At 69.5% G+C, this 19,755-nt stretch carries 16 protein-coding genes; 13 read left to right on the top strand and 3 right to left on the bottom strand.

The window, feature by feature from the left end:
* Window positions 1-52: 52 nt before the first annotated feature.
* Genes ABNF93_RS14015 through csaB form a run of 3 tightly spaced genes read left to right on the top strand, consistent with a single transcriptional unit; the run spans window position 53 to window position 4,607 of the window.
* Window positions 53-1,372, top strand: a complete 1,320-nt coding sequence (locus ABNF93_RS14015; RefSeq protein ID WP_349328425.1) for a lipopolysaccharide biosynthesis protein — start codon at window positions 53-55, stop codon at window positions 1,370-1,372.
* Window positions 1,369-3,570 (top strand): DUF5693 family protein, encoded by a 2,202-nt coding sequence (locus tag ABNF93_RS14010; RefSeq protein WP_349328423.1) that lies wholly within the window; start codon window positions 1,369-1,371, stop codon window positions 3,568-3,570. The genes ABNF93_RS14015 and ABNF93_RS14010 overlap by 4 nt, the downstream gene beginning before the upstream one ends.
* Entirely contained in the window at window positions 3,567-4,607 is a 1,041-nt protein-coding gene (gene csaB, locus ABNF93_RS14005) for a polysaccharide pyruvyl transferase CsaB (protein ID WP_349328422.1), read from the top strand. The genes ABNF93_RS14010 and csaB overlap by 4 nt, the downstream gene beginning before the upstream one ends.
* Before the next feature lie 614 nt (window positions 4,608-5,221).
* On the opposite strand, the gene ABNF93_RS14000 is transcribed toward csaB, so the two are convergent.
* Window positions 5,222-5,596 carry a hypothetical protein gene (locus tag ABNF93_RS14000; protein WP_349328421.1) on the bottom strand — a complete coding sequence of 125 codons (375 nt, stop codon included), beginning with the start codon at window positions 5,594-5,596 and terminating at the stop codon, window positions 5,222-5,224.
* Between ABNF93_RS14000 and ABNF93_RS13995 the strand changes: the two genes are divergently transcribed.
* The 8 genes from ABNF93_RS13995 (at window position 5,586) to ABNF93_RS13960 (ending at window position 15,969) form a co-directional block, all read left to right on the top strand.
* Complete coding sequence (locus tag ABNF93_RS13995; protein ID WP_349328420.1) at window positions 5,586-6,533, top strand: conjugal transfer protein; 948 nt, start codon at window positions 5,586-5,588, stop codon at window positions 6,531-6,533. The two genes, ABNF93_RS14000 and ABNF93_RS13995, sit on opposite strands and share 11 nt — an antisense overlap.
* A 227-nt stretch (window positions 6,534-6,760) precedes the next feature.
* Window positions 6,761-7,036 carry a TrbC/VirB2 family protein gene (locus ABNF93_RS13990; RefSeq protein WP_349328419.1) on the top strand — a complete coding sequence of 92 codons (276 nt, stop codon included), beginning with the start codon at window positions 6,761-6,763 and terminating at the stop codon, window positions 7,034-7,036.
* Window positions 7,037-7,212: 176 nt separating this feature from the next.
* On the top strand, window positions 7,213-7,791 hold the full coding sequence (locus ABNF93_RS13985; protein WP_349328418.1) for a hypothetical protein: 579 nt from the start codon (window positions 7,213-7,215) through the stop codon (window positions 7,789-7,791).
* The gene (locus tag ABNF93_RS13980; protein ID WP_349328417.1) at window positions 7,788-10,820 is read left to right on the top strand and encodes an ATP-binding protein; all 3,033 of its coding nucleotides are present in this window, start codon (window positions 7,788-7,790) and stop codon (window positions 10,818-10,820) included. Before ABNF93_RS13985 ends, ABNF93_RS13980 begins: the two co-directional genes overlap by 4 nt.
* A gap of 44 nt (window positions 10,821-10,864) precedes the next feature.
* Window positions 10,865-13,249, top strand: coding sequence for a hypothetical protein (locus ABNF93_RS13975; RefSeq protein ID WP_349328416.1), 2,385 nt, complete (start codon window positions 10,865-10,867; stop codon window positions 13,247-13,249).
* A gap of 8 nt (window positions 13,250-13,257) precedes the next feature.
* Entirely contained in the window at window positions 13,258-14,325 is a 1,068-nt protein-coding gene (locus tag ABNF93_RS13970; RefSeq protein ID WP_349328415.1) for a nuclease-related domain-containing protein, read from the top strand.
* Between the two features lie 376 nt (window positions 14,326-14,701).
* Window positions 14,702-15,088 (top strand): DUF6318 family protein, encoded by a 387-nt coding sequence (locus ABNF93_RS13965; protein WP_349328414.1) that lies wholly within the window; start codon window positions 14,702-14,704, stop codon window positions 15,086-15,088.
* Window positions 15,055-15,969, top strand: a complete 915-nt coding sequence (locus ABNF93_RS13960; RefSeq protein ID WP_349328413.1) for a PKD domain-containing protein — start codon at window positions 15,055-15,057, stop codon at window positions 15,967-15,969. The genes ABNF93_RS13965 and ABNF93_RS13960 overlap by 34 nt, the downstream gene beginning before the upstream one ends.
* Window positions 15,970-16,412: 443 nt before the next feature.
* Here the strand turns inward: ABNF93_RS13960 and ABNF93_RS13955 are convergent, their stop codons facing one another.
* Entirely contained in the window at window positions 16,413-17,249 is an 837-nt protein-coding gene (locus ABNF93_RS13955) for a MinD/ParA family ATP-binding protein (protein WP_349328412.1), read from the bottom strand.
* A 388-nt stretch (window positions 17,250-17,637) separates the two neighbouring features.
* Here ABNF93_RS13955 and ABNF93_RS13950 point away from each other — a divergent pair, with 388 nt between their 5' ends.
* Together ABNF93_RS13950 and ABNF93_RS13945 are read left to right on the top strand one after the other, a co-directional pair.
* Complete coding sequence (locus ABNF93_RS13950) at window positions 17,638-17,856, top strand: hypothetical protein (RefSeq protein WP_349328411.1); 219 nt, start codon at window positions 17,638-17,640, stop codon at window positions 17,854-17,856.
* Window positions 17,857-18,890: 1,034 nt separating this feature from the next.
* Window positions 18,891-19,034: a hypothetical protein gene (locus ABNF93_RS13945; protein ID WP_349328410.1), complete on the top strand. Its 144-nt coding sequence runs from the start codon at window positions 18,891-18,893 to the stop codon at window positions 19,032-19,034.
* Window positions 19,035-19,121: 87 nt separating this feature from the next.
* Here ABNF93_RS13945 and ABNF93_RS13940 read toward each other — a convergent pair whose 3' ends face one another.
* The gene (locus tag ABNF93_RS13940) at window positions 19,122-19,697 is read right to left on the bottom strand and encodes a hypothetical protein (protein ID WP_349328409.1); all 576 of its coding nucleotides are present in this window, start codon (window positions 19,695-19,697) and stop codon (window positions 19,122-19,124) included.
* Window positions 19,698-19,755 lie beyond the last annotated feature (58 nt).

The raw sequence follows: 19,755 nt of genomic DNA, 5'->3' as shown, positions 1-19,755 counted from the left end.
CACCTCGCGGAGCGCCGGGCGAACAGCGACTAAAGGGTCGCTCGGCTCGGCGATGGTCGCGCTCACAGCCGCCCGCCTGCTGTCGGTCGCCGCGGTGTTCCTCGCCGGGGTGGTCGCGGCCCGGCTGCTCGACCCGTCCGCGCTCGGTGTCGCCGGCGTCGGCCTGACGGTCGGGTGGGCGGTCGCGATCGTCGCCAACGGTGGTCTCAACATCGCGGCCATCTACTTCCTCGGGCGGCGGCCGGACTCACGCGGAGCGGTGGTGGCGTACGTCCTCGCGCTCACGTTGGGCGCCGTGCTCGCCGCGGTGCTGCTGACGGGGGCCGCGGCACCCGTCGTGGGCGCGGTCGTCCTGGAGCGGCAGGCACCGCTGCTGTTCGTCGCGGCCGCACTCCTGGCGGTGGCCACCCTCGGGTACGAAGTCGCGGGCGCCTTGCTGCTCGGGCTCGAACGCCGCCGGTCCTACGTCTTCGCGGATGCCCTCCGCAGCGCCGCGACGCTCGGCATCACGGTCCTGCTGCTGGTCCTGTTCGTGCGTACCGCCGAGGGTTACCTTCTCGCGACCGTGCTCGGTGCGGCGGTGGCGGCGGCGGTCGCGTTGTGGGGCGTACGCCGGGCGGTGGGTTCGCTGCGGCCCCGGTTCGACGCGGCGTTCTCCCGGGAGGCGATGCGGCTGGGACTGGCGGGCCAGCTGGGCAATGTGTTGACGTTCCTCAACCTGCGCCTTGACCTGCTGCTCGTGCCCGCACTGCTGCGGCTCGATCTGGCCGGCATCTACTTCGTGGCCACGCGGGTCGCCGATGTGGTCGGCCAGGCGTCCACGGCCGCCGCCTCGATGCTCTTCCCCCACGTCGCCGGCCAGCCGGACCGGCGCGCCACCGCGGTCACCGAACGGACGAGCCGGTTGACGTTGCTGGCGACGGTCGCCGCTGCGCTCGTCCTGGCGGGTGGGGCGTCGCTGCTGCTCGGGTGGGTATTCGGTCCGGCGTACCGGCAAGGAACCTCCGCGCTGCTCATCCTGCTGGTCGGCATGGTGCCGCTGGCCATGGCGCGGGTGCTCGCGGCGGACCTGAAGGGACGCGGCCGGCCGGGCCTGGTGTCGGTCGGCAGCGGTGTGGGGGCGGCGTTGACAGTCATCACGGACCTGCTGCTGATCCCGGTGTGGGGGATCGAGGGAGCAGCCGTCGCGTCGGTCGTGGCGTACGGCGGAACCGCTGTCGTCCTGCTCGCCTGCTACCGGAGAGTGACAGGTGGGCGGCTGCTGATGCTGGTACCTCGGCCGGGTGATCTCGGCGACCTGGTGCGACTGCTGCGACTGGTGCGCGCACGGGTGCCGCATCGCCGGGTCGGCGGCGCAGGAGCGACGCGATGAGGGCGCGGTTTGCGCTCGCGTGCCTGCTCGCCGTCGCGCTGGCCGTACCGGCGCTCGTGGTCCGGGTAGCGGCCGAACAGCGGTCCGGCAGCGTGGCGATCGCCGTCACCGACTCGACCGTGGCGGGCGCGGGAACGGCAGAGTCGGTCGTACGACGGTTGCGAAGCGCGGGCGTCACGCACGTCGTCGTCGGGATGCGGCCGTTGCGCGACTACCGGGGGGACGGGTCCGTCATCCCCGTCGCACGGGGTGCCTCTTCGATCCCGGCGCCCCTCACCGGCGACGGTCCCGCGGTGGTGTTTCGCGGTCGTGTGGGCGATCCGGACGGTGCCTTCGGGCGGGTCGTCACCGCGCTGCGTGCACAGTTCGGCTCCCGGGTCACGACAGCCGAAGCCACCCCCAGTCCAGGGCGGTCGGGCAATGGCGGGCCGGGCAATGGCGGGCCGGGCACTGGCGAGTCCGGTACTGGCGGGTCAAGCGTTGACGGGGCGGCGAACGAGGAGGGCTCGCCGAGCGAGGGTGCCGCGGTGCCGTTCGTACGTATCGACGGCGTAGCGAAGCTGGCGGACCTCGACGAGGTACCGGTGGGTTACGACCTTGCCCGCGTCCGGGCTCTGGACGCGGCCGGGATCGGGATCGTGCTCGCTCTCCCTGCCCGGATCGCGCGCGGTCGCGGCTGGCTGGAACGCGAGATCGACCGCGCCCGGACGGTGGCGGACATCGAGCCGGATGAGGCGACCGACACCTGGACGGCGCTGGTGCTCAGCTCGCCGCCGTTCCCGTCGTTGGCTGGTGAGCGGGCGGCGTTCAGCGCGTTCCTCACGAGGCGCGGGTTCACGTTGGCGTTCCCCGACTTCGGGGAGTTGCCTGGCGCGCCGTCGTACGCGGGGCAGCTGTCCGGACGGATCGTCCGCGGCCACGTCGTCGATGTGCGGCCAGGAGACGATCCCCGTGCCCTGGTGGCGCGTGGGAGTCGTGCGGTGAAGGAGCGGACGGTACGCCTGCTCGTGCTGCGCTCGGCTCTCGCCGAGCCTGACGCTGGAAGGCGGACGGATGCGGTGACCGCACTCGCGGCGAACCTCCGCCGGGACCTGCCGGATTGGACTCGGCCGAGTTCGACGTCGTCGGGTTCGGTGCCGTCGGGTTCGAATCCGTCGGGTTCGGTGCCGTCGGGACCGCCGACCGCAATGCCGGCGGTCGATCCCGGTCCTGTGGTCTCCGTGGCGTCCCTGCTGGCCGCACTGGTGATCCTGGCGGCAGCGGGCGGATGGATCGTCCGTACGCCGATGCGTTTGCCGGCGGGGCGTCTCGGGCAGCGGGTGCGGCGCGGCGTGGAGGGAGGCTGGCCGGTCACCGCCGTCGGAGTCGGCCTGGCCGGCGGGGTGGGAGTGGCGGCGTTGATCGTGGACTCCCTGCCGCTGTGGCAGCTGGTGACGCTGGCGGTAGCAATCGCCGGAGCATCGCTCGCGGTCCTCGTTGTCGTGGGATCGCCGGTCGCGGAGCTTGTGGGATCGCCGGTCGCGGAACCCGCGCGGGAATCATCGAGCGGCCTGATCGTCCGGTCGTACCTGCTCGGGCTGGGGATCGCACTCGCGACCGGTCTGGTCGTGGCCGCGCTCGGGAGCCGCACGGAGTTCCTGACCGGCCTCGTCCCCTTCCTGGGTGTCAAGGCTCTGCTGATCGCCCCGCCCGTCGTCGTCGGGCTGGTCACCCTCGTATCGACCTGGACTCCGGGAAGCCTTGGGTGGAGGCGGTGGGTGGGTGGGGTGCGGCCGCTGCAGCTCGTCGGCGGCGCGGTGGTCCTCGTCGGTGTGGCCTACTACCTCGTCCGTTCCGGCAACTCCGGGCTCGCGTCGGCGGCGGAACTGTGGCTTCGGGACGCCCTGGACGAGACGTTGTACGTACGACCCCGTTTCAAGGAAGCTCTGCTCGGCTTCCCGGCGATGGTGCTCGCAGTCGCCTGGTCGTGCGGCGGCCTCGGCGGCAGGCGTACCGGCTGGGTCGTGTGCTGGTCGGTCGTCGCCGGGATCGGTACGGCGTCGATGGTCGACACGTTCGCCCACTTCCACACGCCGCTGGCGTTGTCGCTCCTGCGCTCCGCGTACTCCCTCGTGATCGGCCTCGCCCTCGGACTCGTGGCCACCTGGCTGGTACGTCGCGTGACGCGTCGGTCGCCGGTGAGGGAGAAGCTGCGATGAGACTGCTGCTCCTCGGGTACTTCGGTTTCGGCAACGCTGGCGACGAGGCCATCCTGGAGGCCGAGGTGGCGGCTTTGCGGGACACGCTCGGCGCCGACACGGAGTTCGTCGTCGTGTCGGGCGATCCGGCGTACACCGTCTCCACCCACGGGTTGCCGGCGATCTCCCGGACGGATGCCACCGGCGTGGTCCGCGCCCTGCGCACCTGCGATGCCCTCGTAGCCGGTGGTGGCAGTCTCCTGCAGGACGTCACGAGCGCTCGCCCGGTACCGTTCTACGCCGGCCTGATGCTGATGGCGCGGGCGCTGCGCAAACCGGTCTTCGTGTACGCACAGGGGCTGGGACCGCTCCACCTTCCTGTCAACCGGCTCTTGACAGCGGCGGCGTTGAAGTCCGCGACCTATGTGGCACTGCGCGACCACGACTCCCTGATCCTTGCCGAACGGTTGGGCGTACGCGGAGCCGAGCCCGCCGCCGACCCCGTCCTCGGCCTGGACCATTCCGCACCCGGCGCTGACCCGTCCGGTCTCGCGGTTTCGCTCCGCCCGTGGAGAGGGTCCGCGACCTGGCTACCGGTCATCCGGTCGGCCCTGGCCACGCTGGCCCGCGACGTCCACGTCGCCCTGGTGCCGTATCACGCGCGTCAGGATGTGGTGCTGGCCCGCGAGCTCTCCGCCGACCTCGGTGGCCTGCGAGTGGTCGAACCTGACCAGGGTCACCGGGCCGCCGTGGAGGCGGTCGCGGGTGCGCGTGCCGTCCTCGGGATGCGGCTGCACGCATTACTCGTCGCCGCGGCCGCGGGCCGTCCGTTCGTCGCGTTGTCGTACGACCCGAAGGTCACCGCGTTCGCCGCCCAGGTGGGTCAACCCGTCGCGGCCACCCTGCCAGGCCCGATCGACCAGGCCGCCCTGGTGACGTCCGTACGCAAGGCACTCGAGGACAGTCCTGACCGGCTCTACCTCGACCACATAGCAGCCCTTCGTACCACCGCGACCCGACCATCCGACGCGATCGCCCGCCACTTCCGGGAGAGATAGATGTGGCGCGGCACGGCGGGCAGGTGTCGAAAGCATCCATGGTCCGCGGCGATGACGGCGTAACCGACACCTGCCCGCGCACGCGCCGGCTGACCGCTCGTCGTAGGGCTGGGGCGGTTCGTCCACCTTGTCCCCGTACGCTCTGCACCGGCGCGGACCACGCGGAGGCCGACGGGCCACCACATCCGTGGACCTTCGGCGCACACAGGTTGCGTTCGCGCTTATCGTGACTACAACGGGCAAGCAGCCGAGAACAGTAGGGTCATGACAGAGCCGAACGAACCTCCCACACCGCTGACCCGGATGCGCTTCTCCTGGCAGCGAGGTTCCGGGCGTCCGAGCGACTCGGACGAGCGGTCGACCGCGCCGCCCGTTCCCGGCTCCCTCGCAGGTCAGGACGACGACGCGCAGGACGACGACGGGCCACGGTACGACGAGGGGGCGCAGTACGAAGGGCAGGAGCACCCTCCCGGCGACGTTCCTGCGTACTGGGAAGACGACCCCGCTCCACCCGCATCCGGATCCGCTGCTCCGTCGTCCCCGGCACCGGCACCGGCACCGGCACCGGCCACCAGGATTCCGCCATCCTCACATCCAGCTCCGGGAACCGGCGGTCAGCCGTCGACGATCCCGCCAGCACCCCAGACCACGCCCGGGCCCCGGCCCGCATTCACCCCGCCACCGATGGTCCAGGGGGCCGTTCCGAGTGCGACGGCGACGTCCACATCCTCCACGCGGACCCGACGGCAGACGCGGACCCAGGCGCGGACCCAGACGCAGACCCAGACGCAGACCACGAGCGCGACCAGCCGGTCGGAGACCACCAGGCCGCCGACCCGGGCCGCCACCAGCGCAACGACGCGGACGCGCACCGGGCGCGCGGGTGGCGGCAGTGCCGGCAGAGCGCGCGGCGGGTTCGACGTCCCGCCTCCGGGTGGTCGGTTCTCCGGCGGTCGTGGCGCGCACTCCGCTGTCAAGGTGACGGTCATCCTGTGCGCCTGCCTGGTCGCGACCGGCATCGTCGGCTACATGGCGTTCTCTCTGGGCGTTTCCACCATGCGGGCGAACACCTACCGGCTCAGCGAGGCCGACATCGCCCGCTACCGGCTGACCGACTTCCCGCTCGAGCAGGCCGGCCGCTTCGCCGCCGACTACGCCCGCATCTGCCTCACCCACGACGCGACCCCCGGCGCAGCGGACCAGCGCGAGGCACAGCTCGCCCGCTACGTGTCGGCCGGCACCGACCCGACGTGCGGCTGGAACGGCGAAGGCACCCAGACCGTCTCCGACGCCAGCTGGACCGGTGAGTCCGAGCCCATCGACATCGGGGGGTACGCCGGCAAGGCACGCATGATGACGGTCAGGGTCCTCACCACCACCGGCAGCCGGGTCGTCACGGTGCCGGTCTACGTCGCGGACCTCCAGTCCGGTGACGGGATGCGCATCGTCGGCGACGTCGGCGAGATGCCGCAGCCGACGCTGGCCGACGCACCCGAGCCCGACGAACCCGCCGACGTCGACGCCGGCCTCGGCGACGCCCTGGTGCAGGGCGAGTTCTTCCAGCAGTTCTTCGCCGCGTGGGGCGACTCCAACGGCCCGGCGCTGCAGCGGTTCATGACACCGGACGCCACCAGCCGGACCTCCAGCGGCCTCGGGGGCACCTCGACCCAACCGTCGATCCAGGAGGCGCGCGTCTTCCTGCCCGAGGGCGCCGACCAGTCCGACGGGACGTACGCCTGGAAGACCGGCGAAGTCGCCGAGGCCTGGATCTGGGTCAGCTGGCGTACTCCCGGCGCCGGAGAGAGCGCCCTCGAGACCCGTGCGTACCGTCTCCAGCTCGTCAAGACCACCCAGGCGACGAGCCCGAGCCAGGAATGGGCCGTGCGGGACATCCGCGGCGGCGTTCCGGACGTGAAGGGCGGCTGACCTGTGCCGACACCACATTCGTACGCGCGGCGACTGTCCCGTGCCGCCGCTGGCCGTCAGGAGCGACCCGCGCGGGACATCGGTTTCAGCCACGAACCGGCGGCCGGTTTCACTACAGTGCAGGCGCTCCGTGCTGGCGGCACCTCCGGCGGACCAGCGTGGAGAAGCGGGCGTGGAGAACACCGAGTTGCACGAAGCAGGGTCCCAAGGAACAGGGGAGGTAGACCGTGACGGGCGAGCAACAGATCGTCGCATCGGGCGGGTCGCAACTCGACGCGCTCTTCCAGCGGATCGAGGGCCTGCTTGCCGGCGTTGCCGTGGGCGCGCTCACGGTGGCGATCATCATCATCGGATTCAAGATCATGTTCGCGATCCGCAACGGCGACAATGTACGGATGGCGATCCAGAACATGGGTGTCGTGGCATTCGCCGCACTCCTCATCGGGGGTGCGTCGGGGATCGCCGCGCTGCTCAATGCCGTCGGCAGGCAGATCGGCGGTTGAGACGCTGTACCGGTACGAGCTGTACGGATCCGTGCTCGAGGCCGAGCAGTTCCGGTCCGGCGCGGCCGACCGTCGACCTGTGGGAGGTTCGTCGCCTTCTAGACCGACGAACCTCCAACAAGTCGTCCACCGGCCGAAGTCCGGCCCAACGGGGCACGTGAGGGGGCGGTAGCAAGGTGGCCGAGTCCCCCGGGCAGTACGTCGCGTTCGACCACACCGACCTCGAACGCCGGCGCAAGAAGCTGTGGAACCTTGCTGACGGCGTACCTCTCACGCTGATCGGCGGCATCGACCTGCGTGCGCTCGTCGTCGCCGGCGTGCTGTTCCTCGCGCTTCTCGGCGGTGTGATGGCACTGGCGCCCGTCGTCCCGGTTCTTGCGTTCGACGTCTGGTCGATTCTCGGCAGCCTCTCGATCGCGGCACTCGTCTACGTCCTGTGGCCGCGACGCTGGCGCAACGGCCTGACGACCGAGCAGAACCTCCTGGTGGCGGCCGACTACCTGTTCCTGCAGCCACGGCGGATCCACGGGCTCGCCGAGGACGTGGAGCCGGACGTGGTGCACTGGCGGGTGATCCTCTGGCATCCGCTCCACCCACGTTGGTACGGGAAGCTGGCAGAAGCGCGACGCGCGCGGTGGTCCCGGCTGATTCGTCCGTACGCCTCTGCCGGCGACCTTGCGGCCGCTGGCTCCCGCACCGCGGCTGGCGGCCATGGGTCTGCGGCCGACCGTACCGACGGGAGGACGCTCGCATGAACCCCCTCTACCTTCTTCCCCTGCTCGCGCTCGTCGTCATCGGCATCGGCGCGGTCCTCATCTTCGTCTTCAACGTCGGCGGCAGCGACGACAAGCCCGCGAAGCAGCAGAAGGCCCGCGAGCCCCGAACCGAGCGTGAACGCCTGCCATACCGGTACGGCGACGACGTCATCTTCTGCTGGGGCAGATCGGTCTGGACCGGCTTCTTCGTCACGACGACGACGGACGAGCACATCACCACCGACGAGTTGGTGCCCGAGGCGCTGAAGCTGCCCAACCTGCTGCACCAGATCGCCCGTGAGTTCCACCGACCGCAGTTCCAGGTCATGCTGGTGCCGCGCCACCCGGATCTCACCGGCTGGGTCGCCGACGTGAGCGAGCGCGCGTGGCATCCCACACACAACTACGTGAAGCTCATCGACCGTGAGGCCGAGCGGGCGTTGACCCAGGGCCGGATCGGCGCGCAGTACGACGTCCTCTTCCTGATGCGGGTCGGTCAGCTCGGCGACAGCCGCGGCCCCGGTTCGGCAGCGGTGACCGCGATCGCGGACCAGGCGACCGGCGTGCACGACGAGTACCTCGATCCGGCCGTGGTCGCCGAATGGCATGAACGTGCTGACGAGGTGTACGCCGTCGCCGTCGACTCCGGCGTCGAGGTCCAGCCGATGCTTCGGCGCGATCTTGTCCGGGTCATTCGTACCTGCCTGTTCGGGCATCTCGCCCTTCCGGACGACGGCACCGCGGTCGACCGGCGGCCGTGGGGCGCCCACGAGTTCGAGCTGGCCGCTGACTTCCGGGCGCCCAACCACAAGAGCCGGCTCGAGGTCAGCGTCATCGACGACGACACCGGCGAGGACCAGACCACCTATCTGACCACGCTGGTGGCGACCGGGTGGCCGGACGCGATCCGGTTCGCGAAGACGCGGGCGTGGGGGCGGATCCTCAAGCGGCTGGAGTTTCCGGTCGTCGTGTCGTGGCGCGGTTTGTTGCTGCCGCCGGAGGAGTTCCGGGGACGCGGCAAGAAGATCCGCGACAACCTCGAGGACGAAGCCCGCGACATGGACCGGGCGAGCGCGCGGATCGACTCGCTCCTCGTCGACCAGGTCGAGCGCGCCAACACACTGGTCGACGAGCAGGACAGCAAGCCGTTCCCCGGCATGGAGTCCCAGCTGCTGCTCACGCTGTCGGCACCGACACCGGAGGAGCTGGAGAACCGCCGCAAGCGGCTCGAGCGCCTCTTCGCGAAGACGCTGGACGCCACGGTGCTCAGGCCGAAACGGTTGCAGTACCGGCTGCTGTACAACGTGCTTCCCGGTGACGGGGACAAGTCGCCGATCGGGCGGATCGCGCCGTTCCGGCGGCTGCAGGAGTTGGACCAGCTGGGTGTGGCGTTGCTGACGACGGCGACGCAGGTGGGCGACCGCGCGGTGGTCGGGCGGGACGGGATCGCCAAGGGCTGGCAGGGGATGCTGGTCGGTCGTACGCGCGACGGCCACTACCCCGTCCACTACTCCGCGCATTCGGCGATCGCCCGCGAGAACGGCGCCGGGGTGGTCGTCGTGGGCGCGTCGGGCGGCGGCAAGACAACGCTTGCGCTCAAGGTGTTCCACTACGAGTCCGAGGCCGGCGTCCGGTGCGTGTTCATCGACCCGAAGATCGACGCGGCCCGGATGGCGTACTACCTCGCCTTCGGGTCGCAGGTGCTCGACGCGGAGTTCATGCGGCACGCGGCGGAAGGGTGCCTCGGCGAGGGCGGTTGTCCGTTCCAGCCGGTCAATCCGTCGTACTGGCGAGACACGGAGATCATCGACCCGCTGCGTGGGCGGGCCGGCAACCTCGACCCACTGCTCACCTCGGCCACCGTGACCGAGGGACGCATGCACGCGCAGGCGATGCTGGAGATCTTCCTCGGCGACCAGGCGTGGAACCGGATCAGCGGCTACGTCGTGGAGGCGTTCTCCCATGTCGTGAACGAGTACGACCGGCAGGTGGCGGCCTTTCGTACCGCCCATCCGGACGCCACTCGCGACGACGTCGAGCGGGCGGTCGCGCGGCCGACCACGTGGCACACGTTGCAGCTCGTGGTGGACGAGTTCGAACGGGTGAAGGGCGCCGGCGTCGCCGACACCGAGGTGCGGGACCTGCGCTTCGCGGCGGCCGTGCTGGAGGACCTGCGGAAGAATCCGTACGCCCGGGTGGCGTTCGCGCGTGAGCCCACGGTCGCCGTCGACGACAGCGGCAAGCGACGCACGATCATCACGCTGCGCGGCCTTCCACGCGCGCACGGCACCAGCTCGTCGGCCAACATCGCGCGCGGCATCATCTACCTCGTCACCAGGCTCGGTTTCCAGATGCTGGAGGAGACCACCGAACGCGATCCGGTCAAGGGGTGGCGGCCGCAGATGCTGTTCGTCGACGAGGCCTACAGCGTGGCGAGCACCGGCGAAGGACGGGACCTGATCAGCTTCGTGCTCAAGCAGGGCAGGGCCTTCAACATCGGCGTCGTCCTCATCACCCAGCAGGCTGGCGACCTGGCGCGGATCGAGTCCGAGGACGTCGACGCGAAGGCGGCCGGCACCAACCAGATCCACACGGTGTTCGCGTTCCGGCACCACTCCGACGCCGACGCCGCCCAGACACTGCCGCTGTTGAACCGGGCGACCAACGACCGGCCGATGATCGAGACGCTGAAATCCCTGCGGGACGGCGAATGCGTGATGCGCGACGTCGACTCCGAACTCGCGAGTGTCGAGGTCGACCGGGCGTTCTTCGAGTTCGCGGCGGCGATCCAGTCCAACCCGCACCTCGAGTCGCGGTTCAAGGCCGTGGACCCGTCGCCGGATGTCGACGACTGGCGGGTGGTCGAGGAAGCGGCGCAGCTCATCGGCGTCGGAGGTCTGGGCGCGGCGGGAGGCGGCGCGCCGCCGGTCGCCGCCGGGCCGGACATCGACGGTCCTGCTGCGTACGACGACAACGGTGGTGACGGCGAGAGCCGACCGGTCCGCGCGGACGAAGGGATCTCCGTGTGAGGCGCCCCCTGCTCCCGCGCCGCCCGCAAATGACCACGCTGAGCATGCGTGCCGAACCGGGGCAAGGCATCGACGCCCGGCCCGGCGACCGTAGGCATGCTCAGCGTGGTCATTTGCCGCTCGCGGTGCCGGCCCGCGCCATCCCCGAGCGTCGGGGATGGCGCGGGCTCCGGCGCGGGTTTCCTCGCGGGTTGCGGTGCGGGTTCGGGTCGCTGGGGCGACGGGTGGTGCGAGTGTGCGCGGCGTTCGGCGTTGTGGCCGGGACGCTGGCTGGAGTCGCGCTCGCCATGCAGCCGGCCCAGGCCGCGCCGTGGGACTGCGCGTTCGGCAGCGGCGAGATCTCGAACGCCGGACCGGAGCACGGCGGCGCAGGTATGACCGCCTGGATCCCGGTGATCGCCAAGGAGGACGTGCCACCGGCCGCTGATCCCGACCGGGCCAAGCGGGGCCGGCAGGCCAACCCGTCCGACCACACTCTGCTGGAGGTCGCAGGCCCGCGGGGGCTGTTGTGGTCGTACACGCCGCAACGGGTGAAAGAGGACCTCGACGAGTTCGACACCGGTGACCCGGAAGACAACTTCGAGACGAAGTGCTCGATCATGGACGCGTCAGCGACGGGCCTGGCGCAGATGATGTTCTCCGTCGGCGGCTTCTTCGGCGGCCTCACCATCGGTGTGAAACAGCTGGCCAGCAACGAAGCACCGTTCGAGTCGTTCTACACCGCGCAGGAAAGCCTGCTGAACAACCTGAACGACAAGATCGGTGTGCCCGCTGTCGCCCTCGCCGTCGCGGTGACCGGGTTCTGGGTGCTGACCCGCATGCAACGCCGTTCGGATGCGCGGGAAACCTACAGCGGTGTGATCGCGTCGGGAGTCATCGTCGTGATCGTGGCGGCCATCCTGGCCGGGAACAACTATGTCCACATCACCAGAGCTGTCGACACCTATACGTCCGAATTCAACTCCGCGGTGATGGATCTCGCCATCATCAACAAGAACAAGGACGCATCGAGCGCGTGTTATCTTCCGAGCTCCTCCACCCGATCGGCCGGTAACCAGGCGCGGCCGGTGCCCGACAACCCGCAGGGTTCGCTGACCTACAATCTCGGCAAGCGCGTGTCGTCGTGCATGCTCTACGAAGTGCTGCTCTTCCAGCCGTGGGTCAACGGCCAGTTCGGTACCGAGCGCCAACTCAAGGCCGACGATCTTGTCTTCGACGGCAAGGACCACTGTCCTGACGGCCAGCCGCCGGCGTACGAACGGCCCGGAAACGTCGAGAGCATCGAGTACCGGTGCGCGACCAGGCCGAGGAACCCGGGCCAGCAGCAGGGCCGGATCAACCTCGCCGTCCAGCAGGTGATCGCCCAGGCGATGAGTCGCAACGAGACCATCGACGAGAGCGACGGCCGGGTGGTCGACACCGACCAGCACCTGTCGCTGTGGAAGGGTGTGCAGTACAAGGTCGCGCAGGAGTACGAACCGAACTACGAATTCTGGCGTGGCACCCAGCCGACCGGGCGGATGGCAACGGCGATCGCGGCGCTCTTCGTCAACCTGATCGCGTTCATCTTCGTCGGGCTGCTGGCCGTGCTGACGATCTTCTGGCACGCGGTGTTCCTGATGGCGTGGATATTCCTGCCACTCATCGGCGCGATCGCGGCGTTCCCGCCGGCACGTCGCATCGTGCGTACGGTCGCGGGCATCATGGTGCAGGCCGTGTTCCTGCGCTGCGTCTTCGGGCTCGTGCTCGCGCTTCTCCTTGCCGTGTTGAACATTCTGCAGGTCGCGAGCGGAGGTACGGTCATCAAGATCTTCCTCATGCTCGTCGCGACCGCGGCCATCTGGAAGTTGTTGAGTGCCTTGCGCACCGGCGCGATCGCCCCGCAGATCGTCCAGGAGGCAGGGCAGAGCGGCATGATGCCGTCCGACGGAGCACTGCTCGGCCGGGCTGGACAGGCGACCGGTGGTGCCTACCGCTTCCAGCGCAATATGCGTGCAGGCGCGCGTGCGGGCGGTCGCTCGGCCGGTGCCGCGGCGGACGGACTCGGCTATGCGCGCGGCTCGCGGGAGTGGCGCGCGGAAGTACGCCGCGGCCGGCTGCAGGGCGCGGTCACCGGAGGCAGGATGACCACCCCCGGCGGGCGCGAACTCGTCCACGCCGAGGAACATGCCGGCGCCCGTGCGGCCGGGGAGACCTACCGGAGTGCGGCTCGGCAGCGGATCTCCGAGGCCGACGAACGCCGGCGTTCGGACGGGTCCGAGTCGTCCGACGAGCGTCACGGGAAGGTCGTGGAGGAGGCCCGCCGCTCGCGTGGTGAAGCGATGCGCGCAGCCCGCGGTTCGCGGCCGCCTGGTTCGGGTTCGTCGGGTTCCTCGGGATCCGGTTCGGGTGCCTCCGGCGGCGTCCGCTCGGGCCCACGTTCTGAGTGACGAACGTGATGCGGGGCATCAAGGTTGTCGCGCTCGGTGCGCTCGTCGTCTTCGTCGTCCTTGTCGCTGCACTGCAAGGCGATGCCGCCACGACGCTGGTGGTCGGCGTCCTTGCCGCCGTCGCGCTCGTCGCGTGGTGGCGCCGGAGTCCTTCCGCGGCAGGCTCGGTGCTGTCGCTGGCGGTGACATTGCTGGGTACGTCGATGACGACCGCGTGGGCCGGTGACCAGACGCCGCTGGTGTCGCCTTTGCAAGCGGGGCTGGTGTTCTGGCTGTTCGCTTTCGTGGTGGCGGTCGTCGTCTGGCTTGTGCCGCAGCCTGACCTGCACAACCGGGCGTTGACAACTGCGATGGCGCACGCGGTGCTCTTGGCGGCAAGCCCGTTCGTGGTGCTGGCGCCTTCGGCCGCGCCGATCGCGGGCCTGTGCGCGGCAATGGCGGTGGTGGCTTGGCGTTGCCGCGGATCCGTACGTACGCAACCGTCCACGTCTGCGCCGCACACCCAGAGACACGTCGGCCGTGCGGCGGAGTTGCGCGGAGCGGGCAGGACAGCCGAGGTGTTGGCGGCTGCCTGCTCATCGGGCTGGCAGGTGCTCGGGTCCCGGGTATTGCCTGACAACGGTGCCGGACCCCGACCGGTGGAACAGGTGCTGGTCGGTCCGCCAGGTGTCTACGTCGTCGAAACCCGAAGTTGGCAAGGCGACGTGGCGCTGGTAGACGCTCCTGGCGACGAGGCTGGCGTTCAGGTGGCGACTCAGGCGTACGCCCTCGACGGCGACACCACGGAGCTGGCGGCACGCCTCGCTCCGGTGGCGCGGAACGTTCGCCAGCTGGCCGACCTGCTCGGCATCGATCCGGTTCATGCGTACGGTCTCGTCGTCTTCTGGGACGGCACCTTCCTGCCAGAGGGTGCGGTAGAGCTCACGGTGCTCGCCGAGAATTCTCACGCCGAACTTGTTCTGCTGAACGGCGACCAGTTGGACCACTGGCTTCGCCAACAACCCATGCGCATGCGCAAGCGAAACCTCACCAGACTGGCAAACGACGTAGAGACCAATCTCCCGCCAGTGCCATAGCAGTGGTGAACATCCGCTCCGACACGCAAACACCAAGTGGTCGCCTGCCGGACGGTAACGACCTCCAGACTGTGTGTAAGTGCCGACCACCAGCCTGTGGAGCACCCGCCGACAGCATGCTGCCGCAGTGACGCCAGCCAGCTTCGCTCGTCCGATCGGGCGGGATTCGGCTGCTAGTCTTGCTCTCCGCATCTGGGAGGGTCTGGGGGTTATGGGGCAACATCGTCGCGCCATCGGGGCAGCCGCACTCCTCGCCAGCTGTGGCCTTCTGGTCTCCGGATGCCCGTCCGGAGCACCGGAACCAACGCCGCTGAAGACGTCATCGCGGCCTGCGACGGACAGTCCCACGACGACCGCCAAGCCCAGTCCGACCGGGTTGGACGCATCAGATCCAGAGGCCGCGGCCCGGCAGTACTTCGATCTGATCAACGAGGCGCAGGAGACCGGCGACGTATCGGCAGTGCTCCAGGCGAGCGCACCGGAATGCGAGGGCTGCAAGGGGGTCGCCGACTACATCGGTGGAATCTACAAGCGCGGTGGCCGCTACCAGGGTGACTACAAGGTTCGGATCAACAGGGTGCTGCGCGTTCCCGCATCGGATCCGCCGGCCGTCGTCGTCTTCTTGGACAAGCAGTCCTACGAGTTGGTCCCCGAAGCCGGCGCGAAGCCAACACCACAGCAGTTTCAGCAAACCACGTGGGGCGTAACGGTCGAGGAAAGGGATGGCCGATGGCTGGTCACGAAGTTCGACAACGAGGACTGATCAGCGCACTGGCGCGCTCTACGGTCGCGGCCCTCGTGGCGGCCGGTGTCCTCTTCGTCGGCGCGATCCCCAACCCGTTGGCGCCCAACGCGCACGCCGACTCCCACGGTGGCCCAGGATGTCAGTGGGGCTCATGCGAAGGCGGTCCCGAGAATCCGGAGCCAGATGACCCGGGCCCGGACAACCCTGCGCCGGACTGGCCGCAGCCCGGCGATCCTCGCACCGACGAATACCTCACTCCCGCCTGCTCCAGCAACGGGCCTCCTCCGGGCGACGGCGGCGCCTTGTGCGGCGCGGCTACCCAGTCGTGTCAAGCGGAGGGCGAGCTTCGCTTCTTTGTCTACACCCGGACCGAACGCTGGAACGGATCGGCGTGGGTACCCGAGGGCTCATGGGAGTTCCAGGGTTCGGAATGCCGTGGATCCGACGAGGAGGAGGGACCACAGGTCACGCCGGAGCTGGTGATGGGTTGGCTGGAGGAGTACGGCCTGCCTTCGGCGAGCGCGGAGGTCAACCCCGGCAACGGTCGTACTCTCGTCGACTTCGACAATGTCTTCTACACCGAGCTCTCCGGCGAGCAGACCGTGCAGGTCGGCCCCGGCGGCATCGTCACGGTGCACGCCAATCCGGTGTCCTACCGCTGGTACTGGGGTGACGGCACCTCCGACGTCACGAGCCAACCCGGCGGGCCATACCCCAACATGGACGTCACCCATACCTACAGCAGTACGGGCGACTACGAGGTCCGGGTCGACGTCACCTACAGCGGTTGGTACGAGTTCGGCGGGAATCGAGTCGACCTCCCGGGCACCTACACCCAGCCAGGCGAGGCGTCCACACCCGTGACCGTCCTGTCCAAGCGCGACGTCCTCAGCCGTTGACCTCTCCAGCGGAGAAGATTTGTTCTGTACCGGCTACACCACGGCGCCCGGTGAGCCTACGTCCGCCGCGACGCGTTCGAGTCGTTGGAGGTTGGTCGACTTCTACCCCGACAAGCCTCCAACAACTCGGCAGAACACATCTCGGTGCGCATGACCCGTTATGCAGGTCGTCGATGACGACTGCGTGGGCCGGTGACCAGACGCCGCTGGTGTCGCCTTTGCAAGCAGGGCTGGTGTTCTGGCTGTACGCGTTCGTGGTGGCGGTCGTCGTCTGGCTCGCACCGTCGACAACAGGGCCCGTCGACACCGCTGACCGTTCTCGAGAACGACCCAGCGCTCAGCCGGAGCCGATAGGACGAGGCGTTGAGTGGTGGGAGGTTTCCCGCTTCTAGCCGGGCATGCCTTCAACAACTCGACGAGACACCGGATCGCCGTCGGCACCGCTAGGAAACCAGGTCGTCGATCATGATGGCTGCCAGTCGGCGCACCGCGTCGCGGGTCTGCGGACGTAACAGCTTGTTGATCGCATTCGGGTCGCGGAACGGAATCTTGCCGCCGCCGTCGAGGGCCGGATCGTAGGGGACCACGACGAGATCGCGTACGTGATCGGAGAAGGCGCGTTCGATCGCGCGGACCTTGACCGGACTAGCGGTCTCCTTCGCCACGACGGCCAGCACCACGCGGCGGCGTATCTCCGGGTAACCGTTGTCGGTCAGGAACTGCAGCGTCTTCCGCGCAAGATTGGCGCCATCTTTGGTGTTGTCGGTGACGAGCACCATGCCGTGCGCGACGCGCAGCGTGCCGAGCATCGCTTCGTGCGTGATGTGGGTGCCGTTGTCGAGGATCGCGAACGAGAAGAACGGTGCGAAGAGCTCGGCCAACAGTTCGACATCGGACACGTTGAGCTGGTGCCGGATCTTCCGGTCCGTCGATGCCGCGAGCACCCGGACATTCATCTCGGGCACCTTCTCCATGAAGTCGTGGACGTGATAACGCCACGGGACTTCCTCGACATGTGCGAGAAGGTCACGAATCGAATGGTGGGGGCGTACGCCAAACCGGTCCGGCAGGGTTCCGAGGTCAGGGTTGAGGTCAGCCACACCGACAGACTCCCGACGGCCTTCGGCGAGTTCGGCCGCGAGCAGTGCCGCCAACGTCGTCTTGCCCACCCCGCCCTTCTCCGAGGCGATGCCGACGTAGCCGCAGTAGCCGCGAGTACGCCGAAGCTGGCGGTTCAGGCGCTGCCGGACGTCCCACTCGTCACGGTCGCGCTTGCTCATGCCGACATTGAGCCGGCTGAGTCGGTAGAGCGCACCCTGCCAGCCATGACGCGGAATCGGCCGGCGCCGTTGCGTGGTGAGTTCGTCGACGAACGAGTCCTCCTCGACGTCGTTCGCCGGCGGGCCCGACTCGGCGGGCCGCCATCCACCCGGTGATCCGGCCGACGCCGAACCCCCCGCATACCCGGAACCAGAAGCCTCGATGCCAGTGGCTGGCGGGCGTGCCTGTGGTCGCTGGCGCTCCGGCGGCGACGTTTGGCCGTACGTCGATGTCGAGCGTCCCGCTTCCGGGTGCGGCTGAGGCTGCGCCGGCTGAGCGGGTGGCGGAGGCTGGGACTGGGCAGCGGGGATTTCGCGCGCTGGAGGCGTGTGGGAGTACGACTGTGCAGTGCTGCCCGCGCGAGGTGGTGAGCTCGGCTGGTTCGGCGCGCCGGAGGCCGTGCCCGAGGAGGCTGGTGTGCTTGGCTCCGGTGGTGTGGTGGAGGCCGGTGGTGTGGTGGAGGCGGGCGGCGTGCGTGGGGGCCGCGGCATGCCCGGTTGCCCTGCCGACGTTGGCTGCCCTGTCGAGCTCGGCCGGTTCGGGGTGCCCGGCCTGGAACCCGCATGACGAGGAGACGGCCTTCCGACCCCAACCCCGGTGCGGTACGTCGAGGAGTCCTCGAATCCCCGTCTCGTCAGCGAGGGGGTGGGCGCGTCGGCGTCCTCGGTGCTCGGGCGGGGCGTCCAGTACGGCGGAGCCTCGAACCCCTCTCCCGTCGTACCCGACGTTCCGGATGCGGCGGGAGCAGATGGGCGTGCTGTCTCCGGTGCATCCGGTTCAGCGGCGTGGTCCCCGGCAGCGTGCTGCGGGCTACCTGAGGAGGCGGCGCCGGAGGCCGGCGTAGGAGCAGCAGGGGCTGCCGCCGTTGATGAGGCCGATCCGGGCGCGGTGGCCCCGGAGGCCGTGGAGCCAGCAGAGGCTGATCCGGGAACGGTCGGGCCGGGCGTTGCTGATTCCGACGTTCCCGGGTCTGGCGTCGTCGGGGTCGGTGCTTCCGGCGTTGACTCCGACGGTGTAACCGAGTCGAACCCCTTGTCCTCCCTGGCCGGTGGCGCCTCGGGGTGTGCGGTGGGCTCGGGGTGTGCGGTGGGCTCGGGGTGTGCGGTGGGCTCGGGGTGTGCGGTGTCCTCGGGGTACGGGGTGTCAGAGTCGCCCGGCACGGCGACCGGGTCGTGACGCGCGGACGGATCGGCTTCGCTGTCACCAACACCAGGACCAGAACCAACAGAACCGGCCTCCGGGCGAGACGGCGCGTCACTTCGTCCTGGCGGGGCGGAGGCGTCGGAGGTACCGGTACCGAAGATGCCCGGCGGCGCGGGCTTGGACTCGCCTGGCCAGGACGCTCCGGGTAGCTGCGAATGTGGATAGGGCCGGCCGACGCCGACGTGGACCTCGTAGGAGCGACCGCCGCTGCGCGAGCCGGCTCCCGATCTCCCCGGCGCCCCCGACCTCGACGTCGCATCCGTCGGTCCCGAGACCCCCGTTGGTCCCGAGGCACCCGCGGCTCCTGATGCGTCCGACGTGCTGGCAACGCCGGAAGCGTCCGTGCTCCGGACCGACGTCACGACGCTCTCTCGTTCCCGGTCCGCTTCCCGTTCCGGGTGCTGCTCCTGTTCGCCGTCCGGCCCTCGTTCACGGCCCGGCCGATCCTGGTCCGACCCCTCCTGGTCCGGCTGTTCGCGGTCCGGCTGCTTGCGGTCCTGTTCCCCCTCCGGCCCACGTTCGTGCTCACGGGACCGCTGTGACGCGCCCGACGCGGCATCGTCCGAGCGCTCGGTCTCGTGGGGTTCCTGGTCACTCACAACTCACTCCCTGGCCGTGGGGTTCGAACGTTACCGAGCGAACAGGGAGGCGATGATCCCGAGGGCGACAAACAATCCGGCACCTCCGATGATGATCAACCGGCCTCTCGTCGACGTCTGCCAGAGTTGCGACACTGGCGCGCTTCCGGTGGCGAGTTGGGCGGCGTGAGCGACCTGCCGGAACGCTCCAGGCCGTGCTTGTTGAACCACGTCACCCTCGTCGCCCGAGGCAGACATACCCAGCGCGAGGCGCTGCGCCTCACGTACCTCCCCGAGACTTCCCACGAGATGGTCGAGGCTCTTCGGCGTCAGGGGCAGCAGCGTCACGGATCGGTCGCTCTCGACACAGAGCACCGCGTTCCACGGATCGTCTGGGTCAAAACCTTCGACGCCGTACGCCGTCGCTTCGTCCCAGGGCAGGTCCGCTCCCGGTTCGTCCTGCGTGGCGTCGTCCTGGACCGTTCGTACGTCGGTGTCGTCAGCAGGCGCAGGCCGCTCCGGTGGCAGTCCGGCGATGCCCGGCGGTGGGTTGGCGGTTGACCGACCAGCAGGCTGACCAGCGGGCATGCCGACGGCAGAGGACCCGGAGTCCGGGTTCGTCGTCACGTCGCCTCGCCCCTTCCGACACCGTTGACGGTCGTACGAGAGGCAACCGCAAACGCGG

The sequence above is a fragment of the Actinopolymorpha sp. B9G3 genome, from assembly GCF_040120725.1.
Lineage (GTDB): Bacteria > Actinomycetota > Actinomycetes > Propionibacteriales > Actinopolymorphaceae > Thermasporomyces.
This window is presented reverse-complemented; position numbering and strand designations above follow the sequence as displayed.

What these genes read in the sequence shown, in the direction of transcription:
- ABNF93_RS14015 (WP_349328425.1), top strand. Translation starts at nt 53, where the DNA reads ATGGTCGCGCTCACAGCCGCCCGCCTGCTGTCGGTCGCCGCGGTGTTC.
- ABNF93_RS14000 (WP_349328421.1), bottom strand. Translation starts at nt 5,596, where the DNA reads ATGACCGTCACCTTGACAGCGGAGTGCGCGCCACGACCGCCGGAGAAC.
- ABNF93_RS13980 (WP_349328417.1), top strand. Translation starts at nt 7,788, where the DNA reads ATGAACCCCCTCTACCTTCTTCCCCTGCTCGCGCTCGTCGTCATCGGC.
- ABNF93_RS13975 (WP_349328416.1), top strand. Translation starts at nt 10,865, where the DNA reads ATGCGTGCCGAACCGGGGCAAGGCATCGACGCCCGGCCCGGCGACCGT.
- ABNF93_RS13970 (WP_349328415.1), top strand. Translation starts at nt 13,258, where the DNA reads ATGCGGGGCATCAAGGTTGTCGCGCTCGGTGCGCTCGTCGTCTTCGTC.
- ABNF93_RS13960 (WP_349328413.1), top strand. Translation starts at nt 15,055, where the DNA reads ATGGCTGGTCACGAAGTTCGACAACGAGGACTGATCAGCGCACTGGCG.
- csaB (WP_349328422.1), top strand. Translation starts at nt 3,567, where the DNA reads ATGAGACTGCTGCTCCTCGGGTACTTCGGTTTCGGCAACGCTGGCGAC.
- ABNF93_RS14010 (WP_349328423.1), top strand. Translation starts at nt 1,369, where the DNA reads ATGAGGGCGCGGTTTGCGCTCGCGTGCCTGCTCGCCGTCGCGCTGGCC.
- ABNF93_RS13955 (WP_349328412.1), bottom strand. Translation starts at nt 17,249, where the DNA reads ATGAGCAAGCGCGACCGTGACGAGTGGGACGTCCGGCAGCGCCTGAAC.